The organism is Streptomyces armeniacus (assembly GCF_003355155.1).
Taxonomy (GTDB): Bacteria; Actinomycetota; Actinomycetes; order Streptomycetales; family Streptomycetaceae; genus Streptomyces; species Streptomyces armeniacus.
Genome location: NZ_CP031320.1, coordinates 4,354,315 through 4,366,301, shown reverse-complemented (window position 1 = coordinate 4,366,301; position 11,987 = coordinate 4,354,315). Strand labels below are relative to the sequence as shown.

The 11,987-nt window shown below is 70.8% G+C and carries 11 protein-coding genes, 1 rRNA gene and 2 pseudogenes; 6 read left to right on the top strand and 8 right to left on the bottom strand.

All coding sequences use genetic code 11. From position 1 onward, the window contains the following. Positions 1–74: 74 nt before the first annotated feature. The 5 genes and pseudogenes from DVA86_RS18880 to DVA86_RS18860 all read right to left on the bottom strand — a co-directional run bounded on the left by DVA86_RS18880 (position 75) and on the right by DVA86_RS18860 (position 5,607). Entirely contained in the window at positions 75–2,570 is a 2,496-nt protein-coding gene (locus DVA86_RS18880) for a mannose-1-phosphate guanyltransferase (RefSeq protein WP_208879852.1), read from the bottom strand. A 122-nt stretch (positions 2,571–2,692) separates the two neighbouring features. Then, on the bottom strand, positions 2,693–3,301 hold the full coding sequence (gene clsA, locus DVA86_RS18875; RefSeq protein WP_208879850.1) for a cardiolipin synthase ClsA: 609 nt from the start codon (positions 3,299–3,301) through the stop codon (positions 2,693–2,695). 154 nt (positions 3,302–3,455) lie between these two features. Next, positions 3,456–3,572 (bottom strand): 5S ribosomal RNA (gene rrf / locus DVA86_RS18870). A 37-nt stretch (positions 3,573–3,609) separates the two neighbouring features. Continuing rightward, positions 3,610–4,224, bottom strand: a pseudogene (locus DVA86_RS18865) (MFS transporter); the annotation flags it as partial. A 3-nt stretch (positions 4,225–4,227) separates the two neighbouring features. Further along, on the bottom strand, positions 4,228–5,607 hold the full coding sequence (locus DVA86_RS18860; RefSeq protein ID WP_208879848.1) for an NAD(P)-binding domain-containing protein: 1,380 nt from the start codon (positions 5,605–5,607) through the stop codon (positions 4,228–4,230). A gap of 111 nt (positions 5,608–5,718) precedes the next feature. On the opposite strand from DVA86_RS18860, the gene DVA86_RS18855 reads away from it, so the two are divergent. Both DVA86_RS18855 and DVA86_RS18850 read left to right on the top strand, forming a co-directional pair. After that, on the top strand, positions 5,719–6,801 hold the full coding sequence (locus tag DVA86_RS18855) for a flavin-containing monooxygenase (protein ID WP_208879846.1): 1,083 nt from the start codon (positions 5,719–5,721) through the stop codon (positions 6,799–6,801). Between the two features lie 147 nt (positions 6,802–6,948). After that, a complete protein-coding gene (locus tag DVA86_RS18850) occupies positions 6,949–7,308 on the top strand; it encodes an ArsR/SmtB family transcription factor (protein WP_208879845.1) in 360 nt (119 codons plus the stop codon). A gap of 51 nt (positions 7,309–7,359) precedes the next feature. On the opposite strand, the pseudogene DVA86_RS18845 reads toward DVA86_RS18850, so the two are convergent. The 3 genes and pseudogenes from DVA86_RS18845 to DVA86_RS18835 all read right to left on the bottom strand — a co-directional run bounded on the left by DVA86_RS18845 (position 7,360) and on the right by DVA86_RS18835 (position 9,920). Further along, positions 7,360–8,414, bottom strand: a pseudogene (locus tag DVA86_RS18845) (ArsO family NAD(P)H-dependent flavin-containing monooxygenase). A gap of 52 nt (positions 8,415–8,466) precedes the next feature. Further along, entirely contained in the window at positions 8,467–9,597 is a 1,131-nt protein-coding gene (arsB, locus tag DVA86_RS18840; protein ID WP_425470992.1) for an ACR3 family arsenite efflux transporter, read from the bottom strand. Further along, a complete protein-coding gene (locus DVA86_RS18835; RefSeq protein ID WP_208884882.1) occupies positions 9,588–9,920 on the bottom strand; it encodes an ArsR/SmtB family transcription factor in 333 nt (110 codons plus the stop codon). The genes arsB and DVA86_RS18835 overlap by 10 nt, the downstream gene beginning before the upstream one ends. 96 nt (positions 9,921–10,016) lie before the next feature. Between DVA86_RS18835 and DVA86_RS18830 the strand changes: the two genes are divergently transcribed. The 4 genes from DVA86_RS18830 (at position 10,017) to DVA86_RS18815 (ending at position 11,860) form a co-directional block, all read left to right on the top strand. Next, the gene (locus DVA86_RS18830) at positions 10,017–10,430 is read left to right on the top strand and encodes an arsenate reductase ArsC (protein WP_208879843.1); all 414 of its coding nucleotides are present in this window, start codon (positions 10,017–10,019) and stop codon (positions 10,428–10,430) included. A 221-nt stretch (positions 10,431–10,651) separates the two neighbouring features. Further along, positions 10,652–10,987, top strand: a complete 336-nt coding sequence (locus DVA86_RS18825) for a hypothetical protein (protein WP_208879842.1) — start codon at positions 10,652–10,654, stop codon at positions 10,985–10,987. Beyond that, on the top strand, positions 10,984–11,436 hold the full coding sequence (locus tag DVA86_RS18820) for a MerR family transcriptional regulator (protein ID WP_208879841.1): 453 nt from the start codon (positions 10,984–10,986) through the stop codon (positions 11,434–11,436). The genes DVA86_RS18825 and DVA86_RS18820 overlap by 4 nt, the downstream gene beginning before the upstream one ends. A gap of 88 nt (positions 11,437–11,524) precedes the next feature. After that, positions 11,525–11,860, top strand: a complete 336-nt coding sequence (locus DVA86_RS18815; protein WP_208879840.1) for a YnfA family protein — start codon at positions 11,525–11,527, stop codon at positions 11,858–11,860. Positions 11,861–11,987 lie beyond the last annotated feature (127 nt).

Sequence of the window (11,987 nt, the reverse complement as noted above, 5' to 3'; positions counted from 1 at the left end):
GGCCCACCGGTGCTGCCCGGTGGGCCCGTTCACGCGCGCCGGTCGCGCCGTACGGCCGCCGGCGCGGCGGCACTTCAGCGTCCGGCGCCGTCCACGACCGCGGACCACTCGTCCAGCAGCGCCTGCGCGGAGGTGTCGTCGGGGCCCTCCGCCCACAGGTGCGTGACCGCTTCGGCCCGGTCCGGGAGGACCATCACCCAGCGGCCGTCGGGCTCGACGATACGGACGCCGTCGGTGGTGTCCACGGAACGGTCGCCAGCGGCCTCCACGACCCTCCGCATCACCAGCCCCTTGACCGCCCAGGGCGTCGCCAGGTCGCGGCGCAGCACGTGCGCCTGCGGGATGCGCGCGTCGATCTGGCTCAGCGTGAGCTGGGTGCGGGCGACGAGGCCCAGCAGCCGTGCGAACGCGGCGGCCCCGTCGAACACGGGGCTGAACTCCGGCACGATGAACCCGCCCCGCCCGTCCCCGCCGAAGACCGTCGCGTCCTCCCGGCCGACCCGCGTGAGGTCGTCCGGAGAGGTCGTCGTCCACTCCACCTGCGTCCCGTGGTAGGCCGCGACCTGCTCGGCGATACGAGTGGTGGTGACCGGCAACGCCACCTTGCCGCTGCGCCGTTCGGCCGCCACAAGGTCGAGCATCACCAGCAGCGTCCGGTCGTCCTCGATGATCCTGCCGCGCTCGTCGACGAGCGAGAACCGTTCGCCGACGGGGTCGAAGCGGACGCCGAACGCGGCGCGCGCGGACGCGACCATCTCCCCGAGCCGTACCAGCCCCGAACGCCGGGTCTCGGCCGTCTCCGTGGGGCGCGACTCGTCCAGTCCGGGGTTGATCGTCAGCGACTCGACGCCCAACCGCCCCAGCAGGCTGGGGAGTACGAGGCCGGCGCTGCCGTTCGAGGCGTCCACGACGACCTTGAGGCCGGACTCCTCGACGCCCGTGGAGTCCACGGCGCGCAGGAGAGAGCCCGTATAGGAGTCGAAGACGCTGGCGGGGAAGCGCAGGTCACCGATCTCGCCGGGGAAAGCGCGGCGGTACTCCTGGCGCGCGTACACGCGGTCGAGCTTGCGCTGGCTCGTCTGCGAGAGGTCCGCTCCCCGCTCGTCGAAGAACATGATGTCGACGGAGTCGGGCACACCCGTCGTCGTACGGATCATGATGCCGCCGGCGCTGCCACGTGCTGTCTGCTGGCGGGCGACGGGGAGCGGGACGTTCTCCAGGTCCCGTACGTCGATGGCGCTCGTCTGCAGCGCCGAGATGATCGCGCGCTTCAGGGCGCGGGCACCGCGCGAGTGGTCGCGGGCGGTGGTGACCGTGGAGCCCTTCTTGAGGGTGGTGGCGTACGCGCCCGCGAGCCGTACGGCCAGCTCCGGGGTGATCTCGACGTTGAGGATGCCGGACACGCCGCGGGCGCCGAAGAGATGGGCCTGGCCGCGGGACTCCCAGATCACGGAGGTGTTGACGAAGGCGCCAGCCTCCACGATCTTGAACGGGTAGACGCGGACGTTGCCCTGGACGATGGACTCCTCGCCGACCAGACACTCGTCACCGATCACGGCGCCGTCCTCGATCCGCGCGGCGCGCATCACGTCGGTGTTGCGGCCGATGACGCAGCCGCGGAGGTTGCACTGCTGGCCGATGTAGACGTTGTCGTGGACCACGGCCCGGTGGAGGAACGCGCCGCTCTTGACGACGACGTTGGAGCCGATGACGGAGTGCTCGCGCACTTCGGAACCGGCTTCGACCTTGGCGTAGTCGCCGATGTAGAGCGGGCCGCGGAGCACCGCGTCGGGGTGCACTTCGGCGCCTTCGGCGATCCACACGCCGGGCGAGATCTCGAACCCGTCGATTTCCACGTCGACTTTGCCCTCGAGCACGTCCGCCTGCGCCTTGACGTAGCTCTCGTGCGTGCCGACGTCCTCCCAGTAACCCTCGGCCACGTAGCCGTAGATGGGCTTGCCTTCCTTCATGAGCTGCGGGAAGACGTCGCCTGACCAGTCGACGGAGACGTCGGGGTCGACGTAGTCGAAGACCTCGGGCTCCATGACGTAGATGCCGGTGTTGACGGTGTCGGAGAAGACCTGGCCCCAGGTCGGCTTCTCCAGGAAGCGTTCCACGCGGCCGTCTTCGTCGACGATGGTGATGCCGAACTCGAGCGGGTTGGGGACGCGGGTCAGGCAGACGGTGACGAGTCCGCCGTGCTCGCGGTGGAAACGTATGAGGTCGGTGAGGTCGAAATCGGTGAGCGCGTCACCCGAGATGACGAGGAACGAGTCGTCCTTCAGCGCCTCTTCGGCGTTCTTGACGCTCCCTGCCGTGCCGAGTGGCTTCTCCTCGTTGGCATAGGTGAGCTCCATGCCGAGCTCCTCGCCGTCCCCGAAATAGTTCCGGACAAGAGAAGCGAGGAATTGCACGGTCACGACGGTTTCGCTGAGACCGTGCCGCTTCAGCAGCCTCAGCACATGCTCCATGATCGGGCGATTGGCCACAGGCAGAAGCGGCTTGGGCATGCTCGCGGTCATGGGGCGAAGGCGCGTGCCCTCGCCCCCTGCCATTACGACGGCCTTCATATCGGAAGCGTCCTCCTTGCAGAGACGACAGTCACACCGACTGTCCCCCGTTCAAGATGACCCACAGTCCCACATTACGGGCAGCCGGCCCGGGCCGCTCAGCGTTGAGCAGGCGAGCAGGCTCAGTCGGCCGCGGCGTCCGCCTTGACCAGGCGGCGGACCTGGACCACGTAGAGGATCCCTGCCCACCAGTAGAGTGCCGTACCCCAGCCCGCGAAAGCCCAGCCGAAAACTGCGGCGAGCGAGGCGACCCAGCCCGATCCGTCGCTCAGCAGAAGCAGCGGAAAGGCATACATAAGGTTGAAGGTCGCGGCCTTGCCGAGAAAGTTCACTTGCGGCGGCGCGTAACCGTGCCGGTCGAGGATCCAGACCATGACCAGCAGCAACAACTCTCGCGCCAGAAGCACGCAGGTGAGCCAGAGAGGAAGGATTTCGCGCCAGGTGAGACCGACGAGGGTGGACAGGATGTAGAGGCGGTCGGCGGCCGGGTCGAGGATGCGCCCGAGATTGCTGACCTGGTTCCAGCGCCGGGCGAGCTTCCCGTCCAGGTAGTCGCTGATGCCGCTGAGAGCGAGGACGAGCAGGGCCCAGCCGTCACTGTTGGGGCCGCCGAACTCGGGCCACAGAATCAGCCACAGGAAGATGGGCACGCCGACGAGACGGGCCATGCTGAGGATGTTGGGAACGTTGAAGACCCGGTCCGTCTGAGCCCCCGTCTCCTGGACCTCCACCCTCGGCCTCCTGCTGTGAGTCATCGCGCGATCGATACCGACCTGACCCTACCGGGCTGGGCGGCGAAGCCGAGCAGCGGGCTTGGGGCACGAGTGGCCCTGAACGTGAGACAGCCCCGTCGGCACAAGGCCAACGGGGCTACCCCTAAAGAAAGTTCGGCGGTGTCCTACTCTCCCACACACTCCCGTATGCAGTACCATCGGCGCAGAAAGGCTTAGCTTCCGGGTTCGGAATGTAACCGGGCGTTTCCCTCACGCTATGACCACCGAAACACAACGAAACCAGCACCCAACACCAGCACACCCCACGCATGGGGCCAGGGGGCGCGCAGGGCGAGGGCGTGGGCCGGGATGGTGATCAGGGCGAGGATCGCGGCGAGGACGGCGTAGGTGGCTCGCCAGGTGAGGTGGTCGGCGAGAGCGGCGGTCAGCGGGGCGAAGACGGTGCTCGCCAGGCCGCCCGCGAGGGTGACGATCGTGAGCGCGCGGACACGGTCCTCGCCCCACCAGCGGGTGACGGCGGCGAAGGCGGGCGGGTAGAAGGTGGCCGCCATGGCGAAGCCCGCGAGTATCCACGCGCCGGTGAAGACGGGCAGGTTGGGTGCGGTGGCGACGCCGAGGAGCGCGAGTGCGCCGAGGACGGAGCCCGTCGTCATGACCGTACGTGGTCCGCGTGCGTCGAGGATGCGGCCGACGGCTATCCCAGCGAGCGCCGATGTCAGCAGCGCCGCCGAGAACGCGGCACTGGCGGTGCTCGTGGACCAGCCGGTGTCCGCGCTGAGGCGGGGGAGCAGGACGGGGAAGGCGTAGAAGAGGACGCCCCAGCTGGTGATCTGGGTGGCGCACAGGGCGGGCAGCACACCGCGAGGCCGTGACTGGTCCCCCGTACCGGTCACGGCCTCGGCGGCGTCGAGGCGGGGCACGGGTCAGCAGCCGCCGGTGGTGGCCGGGGCGGTGGCGCCGATCTGGAGCGTGGGCGGTGCAGCGCAGCAGCCGCCGCTCTCCTCTGTCTGCGTGGTGTCGGGGGCGTCGGGGGTGTCGAAGAGGCCTGAGCCGCCGCAGACGCCGGTCTCGGCGAAAACCAACTCGACGCGTTCGGCGGCCTCGTGGTCGCCGGCGAGGGCGGCGGCGATGGAGCGGACCTGTTCGTAGCCGGTCAGGGCCAGGAAGGTGGGGGCGCGGCCGTAGCTCTTCATGCCCGCCAGGTAGACGTCCTGTTCGGGGTGGGACAGCTCCTTCGCGCCGTGCGGATAGACGGTGCCGCAGGAGTGCTGGTTGGGGTCGATGAGGGGAGCGAGGGCGACCGGGGCCTGGAGGCGTTCGTCCAGGCCGAGACGGAGCTCGGAGAGGAACGAGAGGTCGGGCCGGAAGCCGGTGAGGGCGATGACCTCGTCCACGGGCTCGAGGCGGCGGCCGTCCTCGGCGACCAGCACGAGCTGTGCGCCCTCGGCCTCGACGGTGGCGGTGCGGAAGCCGGTGACGGCGTCGGCGTGGCCGTCGTCGACGGCGGCCTTCGCGGCGAGGCCGAGGGCGCCGCGGGCGGGCAGCTGGTCGGCTTCGCCGCCGCCGAAGGTGGCGTCGCCGATGCCGCGCCGCTGGATCCACGAGGCGTGGGTGCCGGGCGTCTCCCGGGCGAGGGCGGCGAGCTGGGCGAGGGCGGTGAAGGCGGAGGCGCCGGAGCCGATGACGGCGGTGCGCCGGCCCGCGTAACGGGCCCGTACGGCGGGGTCGTCGAGGTCCGGCACCCGGTAGGAGATACGGGCGGACGCCTCGTGTTCGCCGGGCGCGGGCAGTCCGTCGCCGCCCAGCGGGCTCGGGGTGGACCACGTGCCGGAGGCGTCGATGACGGCGCGGGCGGTGAGGCGTTCGGTGCGGCCGTCGGTGTGCCGGAGGTGAACGGTGAAGGGCTGCCGTTCGCGGTCGGCGTCCACGACGCGGTCGCGGCCGAGGCGGGAGACGCCGGTGACGGTGGCGCCGTAGCGGACCCGGTCGCCCAGGGCGTCGGCGAGCGGCTGGAGGTACCGCTCGGCCCAGTCCGCGCCGGACGGGTAGGCGGCGGAGTCGGGGGCGGTCCAGCCGGTGGGGGCGAGGAGCTTCTCGGCGGCGGGGTCGACGAGTTCGGCCCAGGTGGAGAACAGCCGTACGTGGCCCCACTCGCGTACGGCGCTCGCGGCGGCCGGTCCGGCCTCCAGTACCAGGGGTTCGAGGCCGCGCCCGGCGAGGTGGGCGGCGGCTGCCAGGCCGATGGGGCCCGCTCCGATGACCACGGTGGGCAGGTCGGAGGCGGTAGTGGTGGGCGCGTTCACGAGGACTCCCGGAATTCTGGTTCGACGTCTGTCGATGCTTGCGCCGCAAGCATCCCATCTGTATTGATAGACGTCAACATAGACATCTGTCGAAGTTAGGGGTCACGTCTCATGGGTCAGCATGATGTATTCGATGTCGCGGTCATCGGCGGCGGGCAGTCCGGCCTGGCCGCTGCCCGTGCACTGCTGGCGGAGGGGCTGCGGCCCGTGGTCCTGGAAGCCTCGGACCGCCCGGCGGGTTCCTGGCCGCGTTACTACGACAGCCTCACCCTGTTCTCGCCCGCCCGCTACAGCGCCATGCCGGGCCTGCCCTTCCCCGGTGACGGCGACCGCTACCCGCACCGCAACGAGGTCACCGCCTACCTCACCCGGTACGCGGACCTCCTGGACGCCGAGATCCGCACCCACACCCGGGTGGAGACCGTCGAGGCCGACGGGCCGGGCTTCACCCTGCGCACGTCCGACGGCCGCCGCGTCGCCGCCGCCGGGGTCGTCGCGGCCACCGGCGCGTTCGGCAACCCGCACCTGCCCGACCTCCCCGGGGCGCCGGACTTCACCGGTGAACTCCTGCACGTCGCCGACTACCGCGACCCCGAGCCGTACGCGGGCCGGCGGGTCGTCGTGGTCGGCGGCGGCAACTCCGCCGTACAGATCGCCCACGAGCTGGCCCACGTCGCCGAGGTGACCCTCGCCAGCCGCAACCCGATCCGGTTCCTGCCGCAGATACGCGAAGGCAGGGACCTGCACCACTGGCTGACGACCGCGGGCTTCGACCAGCTGCCGCCCGCATGGCTCGCCCACGTCGTCGGCGGCACCCTCGTCCTGGACGACGGCCGCTACCAGAACGCCCTGCAGAACGGCCACTTGGAACGGCGGCCGATGTTCACCGCACTCGACGGGGACGCCGTCATCTGGGCCGACGGCCGCCGCGAGAAGACCGACGCGGTGCTGCTGGCCACCGGCTACCGTCCCGGCCTGGACTGCCTCCGGCCGCTCGGCGCGCTGGACGCCGACGGCGCCCCGCTGCACAGCGGCGGCCTCTCCCTCACGCACCCCGGTCTCGTCTACCTCGGCCTGGAGTTCCAGCACTCCTTCGCCTCCAACACCCTGCGCGGAGTCGGCAGGGACGCCGCCTACGTCACCCCGCCGCTCGCCGCCCACGTACGGGGCGCGGCCGCCGCGGCCGGGTTCTGAGGCCGGCGGGAGAGTTCACCTGCGAGGAGAACGGGTGCCGCCGTTCGCGGCGGTACCCGCTCCTGCGGTCCCTGTACGTGCGGGAGGGCGTCGGGCGGCGTGCGTCCAGCCCTCCCTTGTTGATTCGATATGTGTCAACATATATGCATGTCGAATGACAGGGCGCTGCCCGTGCTGGAGCCGGACGTCGTGCCGTGCTGTCCGCCGCTGACCGAGCGCACGTTGACCGCGGAGGAGGCGGTCCGTACCGCGGCGATGTTCAAGGCGCTCGGCGACCCGGTGCGCCTGCGCCTGTTCTCTGCCGTGGCCTCGCACGAGGGCGGTGAGGCGTGCGTGTGTGACATCTCCGGCGTCGGCGTTTCCCAGCCCACCGTCTCCCACCACCTGAAGAAGCTGCGGGAGGCCGGTCTGCTGGCCTCCGAGCGGCGCGGGACCTGGGTGTACTACCGGGTGGAGCCGTCGGTGCTGGCCGCCATGGGTCAGATGCTGCGGCACTACGGGCCCTGACGGCCGGTACGGCCTCGACCGCCGACGGTTCCGCGCGACGGGCCCTCCGCGTCAGCGGATCAGTCCGGCGATCTGGCGGGCCGCGTCGCGGGCGGGCCGGCCCACGCCGATGAGGGTGGCGGAGGCGGGGCCCGTCCAGTCGCCGTAGCCCATCAGGTGGAGCCGGGGTTCGCCGGCGGCGCGGGTGCCGTGCGTACGGATGTGGCCGCGGGCGCCGCGCAGGCCCAGAGGTGCCAGGTGGGACAGCGCGGGGCGGAAGCCGGTGCACCAGATCACGGTGTCGGCCGGTGCCCGCGTTCCGTCGGCCCACTCGACGCCGTCCTCGCGGAGGCGGGCGAACATCGGCTGGGCTTTGAGCCGTCCCGCGTCACGCGCGGCGCGGACCGGGGGAACGGCGACGATGTCGCCGAGCGATGCCACCCCGCCGGTGTCCGTCGCTCCGGTGTCCAGGGCGCGCCGCCGTGCGGTGGCCGCGTCGAACAGCGCGCGGCCGTCGATCTCGTCGGCCAGGAACCGCGGCGGACGCCGGGTGACCCACGTCAGGTCCGTACGGGGAGCGAGGTCGGCGGCGATCTGCGCGCCGGAGTTCCCGCCTCCGACGACGACGACCCGTTGCCCGGCGAACGCGTCCGGGCCGCGGTACTCGGCCGTGTGCAGCTGCCTGCCGCCGAAGACGTCCCGGCCGGGGACGGCGGGGAGGAAGGGGCGCCACCAGGTCCCGGTCGCGGAGACGACGGTACGGGCGGACCAGGTGCCCGCGCCGGTCTCCACCCGCATCCGTTCGCCGTCGCGGTGGACGCCGTGCACGCGGACGGGCCGCCGTACGGGCAGGTCGTAGCGCTGCTCGTACGCGGCGAGGTAGTCCACGACGTGACCGGCGTCGGGGTAGAGCGCTCCGTCCTGGTGGGGCATGGGGTGGCCGGCAGCGAGGAGTACGCGGCAGGTGAGAACAGCCGCAGCGACTCCCAGCCGTGCCGCCACGCCCCGCCCGCCCGGTCCTGGGCGTCCAGGATCACGAAGTCCAGGCCGAGGCGGCGCAGGTGGTAGCCGGTAGCGAGCCCCGACTGGCCGCCGCCGATCACCACCACGTCTTCGCGTTCGGTCATGCGGTCACCGGCGCTGTACCGACCTGGCAGCCGAGGCGACCGGGGAGGTGCATCAGCGTTCCTGCGGTGGGGAGGTGGTGACCGCGTCGGGTGCGAACTTCCGGCGCCAGGCGAGCGACACGTACACGAGCGCGACGAGCACGGGCACCTCGATCAGCGGGCCGACGACGCCGGACAGTGCCTGGCCGCTGGTGACGCCGAAGGTGGCGATGGCGACGGCGATGGCCAGTTCGAAGTTGTTCCCGGCGGCGGTGAAGGCGAGCGTCGCGGTGCGGTCGTACGCGATACCGAGCGCTTTGCCGAGCGCGAAGGTGCCGAACCACATCAGGGCGAAGTACACGAGCAACGGCAGCGCGATACGGGCGACGTCCAGCGGCTGCGAGGTGATCGTCTTCCCTTGCAGAGCGAAGAGAAGGACGATCGTGAACAGCAGTCCGTAGAGCGCGAACGGACCGATCCGCGGCAGGAATTGCCCCTCGTACCGCTCGCGTCCCATCGACCTCTCGCCGAGGCGTCGGGTCAGGAAGCCCGCGAGCAGCGGGACGCCGAGGAAGATGACGACGTTCAGGGCGATCTTCCACATCGAGATGTCGAGGTGCTCGCCCTCGCCCAGGCCGAGCCAGCCGGGCAGCAGGTCGAGGTAGAGCCAGCCGAGCAGGCCGAAGGCGAGGACCTGGAAGACGGAGTTGAGGGCGACCAGGACGGCGGCCGCCTCGCGGTCGCCGCAGGCCAGGTCGTTCCAGATGATGACCATCGCGATGCAGCGGGCGAGGCCGACGATGATCAGGCCCGTACGGTATTCGGGCAGGTCGGCGAGGAAGATCCAGGCCAGGGCGAACATGACGGCCGGACCGGCGATCCAGTTGATCACCAGGGAGCTCGCCATGAGCTTGCGGTCGCCGGTGACGGCGTCGAGCTTGTCGTAGCGGACCTTGGCGAGTACCGGGTACATCATGATCAGCAGGCCGAGCGCGATCGGCAGGGAGATGCCGCCGATCTCCATCTTGGACAGCACGTCGTTCAGCCCGGGGATGAGCCTGCCCAGTCCGAGGCCGAGGGCCATGGCGGTGAGGATCCACACCGCCAGGAAGCGGTCGAGGGTGGAGAGCTTGGCGACCACACCCGTCTCGCCGGTGCTCGTCCCGCTGGTGTCGGTGGCGGGTTCCGTACGGGTCACGGGCAGGGCCTCTTCCGGTCTGTGGCGAGGGTGGTGCGGGCAGCCTCAGCCAGCTCCCCGAGTGCTGCGGCGAGCGCGTCGAGGACCTCGGGCCGCAGCCTGTAGTACGTGAAGCGGCCGCAGGGCTCGGTCTCCACGACGCCCGCCTCGCGCAACACCCGCAGGTGGTTGGACAGGTTGGTCTGCCGGGCGCCGGTCTCTTCCACCAGATGTGTGGTGCAGAGCGTTTCGCGGGCGAGCAGGGTCACGATCTGGAGCCTGAGGGGGTCGGCGAGCACCCGGACGAGGTCCGCATCCGGGGCGTTCAGCTCAGGCTTGGCTGACGTCATCATGCGCTGATACTGTCACATCATTGCTGCCTGATGCCAGCTGTCGCTGATGCTGCGCAAGCGGGACGAAGCTCCCCTCGACGAAAGAGAACCGTCATGTCAGACAAGCCGTCCGTGCTCTTCGTCTGCGTCCACAACGCGGGCCGCTCCCAGATGGCGGCCGCCTGGCTGGCGCACCTGGCCGGGGACCGGGTGGAGGTGCGTTCGGCGGGCTCCGCTCCGGCCGACGCCGTCAACCCGGCCGTGGTGGAGGCGATGCGTGAGGTGGGCGTCGACATCGCCGCCGAGACGCCGAAGGTCCTCACCGTAGACGCCGTGCAGGCCTCCGACGTGTGCGTGACGATGGGCTGCGGTGACGCCTGCCCCGTCTTCCCCGGCAAGCGGTACCTGGACTGGCAGTTGGCGGACCCGGCGGGTCAGGGCGTCGCGGCCGTACGGCCCATCCGTGACGAGATCAGGACCCGTATCGAGGGCCTGATCGCCGAGATCGCCCCGGAGGCCGTGAAGTGACCGCAGCCGACGTCCGCAACGTGATCATCATCGGTTCGGGACCCGCTGGCCATGCCGCCGCGCTCTGCACCGCCCGCGCGTCGCTGACCTCCCGTACGGGCCCAGCGCGGGCGGCTGCCTGTGTAACCGGCTTGCATCCTGTACCTAGGTACAGGTTTACGGTGCGGGGGAGACGTCCTTCCCCCGCGCTGTAGCGGGGGAGCGCCGACAGGAGGGTCACGATGACGACCTGGGTGCCTCAGTCCTGCACGCTGCCCACGACGGAGCAGCCGTTGCGGGTCGCGGAATTCGACGTGCTGTTCCGTGAACGGCTGTGCGAGTGGACCCGGCCCGACCGGATGCGCCTGCAACTGGTGCTCCGCGGCGGGCCAGGGGTGGCGGAGACCGTACGCGACCTGGTGGACCGCGAGAGCGGCTGCTGCTCGTTCTTCACGTTCTCGCTGGTCGTCGATGCGGACAGGCTACGGCTGTCCGTCACGGTCGACGAGCCGCACCAGGCCGTACTGGACGCCCTGCAGGAGCGGTTGGCCCTGGCCACGGGGCGGGAGCGGCCATGAAGGCAACGGGCCTGCGCACCGGGGAAGTCGCGGACGCGGCAGGTGTGAACGTTCAGACGTTGCGCTACTACGAACGGCGCGGACTGCTCGCCGAGCCCGAACGCAGTCCCGGTGGGCAGCGGCTCTACGGCGAGGAGGCGGTGACCGCCCTGCGCGTCATCAAGGCGGCGCAGCGCCTGGGGTTCACGCTGGGGGAGGTGGCCGAACTCATGGAGGCCGGACGCCACCGGCACGGCCGCCCCGTCTCAGGTCTGCGAGAACGGGCTGGGGTCAAGCTCACGGAGGTCGACGCGAAGATCGCCGACCTGACCACGATCCGCGCCACCTTGGCTGCCGCCGTCGAGGCCGGATGCGACGACCTCGCCGCGTGCGCGGCAAGCTCATGCTGTCCCCTGCCGTTCGCCGAACTCGCCGCGGACGGGCAGCCCGCTCCCGGCCCCAGCGAATGAGCGAATCCGGGCTGAGCGGGTGCGGCTGCGAGACGCCATGTGAACCGCCCCACATCACCGGCAGGAGCCGTCGTTAGGCTCCCTGAACATGACCGTCCTGCGCTCTGTTGCCCTGTTCGTCGTCGCCGCGTTGTTCGAGATCGGCGGCGCCTGGCTGGTCTGGCAGGGCATTCGGGAGCACAAGGGCTGGATCTGGATCGGGGCGGGCGCTGTCGCACTGGGGCTGTACGGCGTGGTCGCCACCTTCCAAAGCGATGACAACTTCGGTCGTATCCTCGCCGCGTACGGCGGAATCTTCGTAGCCGGGTCGATCGCCTGGGGCATGGTCGCCGACGGCTACCGGCCCGACCGGTACGACATCGTCGGCGCCCTCGTCTGCCTCACGGGGATGGCCGTGATCATGTACGCGCCCCGCGGACACTGACCTGCAGCTCGGTCACCGTGCCCGGAACGCGCCGGGGGCAGAGCGTGCTCCCCGACCCGAGCGTCCCGACACCAGGGCAGGGGAGCCGTGAACGCGGCGTACGACACCGGGCGCCCTGGTCACCTGA

What these genes read in the sequence shown, in the direction of transcription:
- DVA86_RS18880 (WP_208879852.1), bottom strand. Translation starts at nt 2,570, where the DNA reads ATGAAGGCCGTCGTAATGGCAGGGGGCGAGGGCACGCGCCTTCGCCCC.
- DVA86_RS18830 (WP_208879843.1), top strand. Translation starts at nt 10,017, where the DNA reads ATGTCAGACAAGCCGTCCGTGCTCTTCGTCTGCGTCCACAACGCGGGC.
- DVA86_RS18820 (WP_208879841.1), top strand. Translation starts at nt 10,984, where the DNA reads ATGAAGGCAACGGGCCTGCGCACCGGGGAAGTCGCGGACGCGGCAGGT.
- DVA86_RS18835 (WP_208884882.1), bottom strand. Translation starts at nt 9,920, where the DNA reads ATGACGTCAGCCAAGCCTGAGCTGAACGCCCCGGATGCGGACCTCGTC.
- DVA86_RS18850 (WP_208879845.1), top strand. Translation starts at nt 6,949, where the DNA reads ATGTCGAATGACAGGGCGCTGCCCGTGCTGGAGCCGGACGTCGTGCCG.
- DVA86_RS18815 (WP_208879840.1), top strand. Translation starts at nt 11,525, where the DNA reads ATGACCGTCCTGCGCTCTGTTGCCCTGTTCGTCGTCGCCGCGTTGTTC.
- DVA86_RS18855 (WP_208879846.1), top strand. Translation starts at nt 5,719, where the DNA reads ATGGGTCAGCATGATGTATTCGATGTCGCGGTCATCGGCGGCGGGCAG.
- DVA86_RS18825 (WP_208879842.1), top strand. Translation starts at nt 10,652, where the DNA reads ATGACGACCTGGGTGCCTCAGTCCTGCACGCTGCCCACGACGGAGCAG.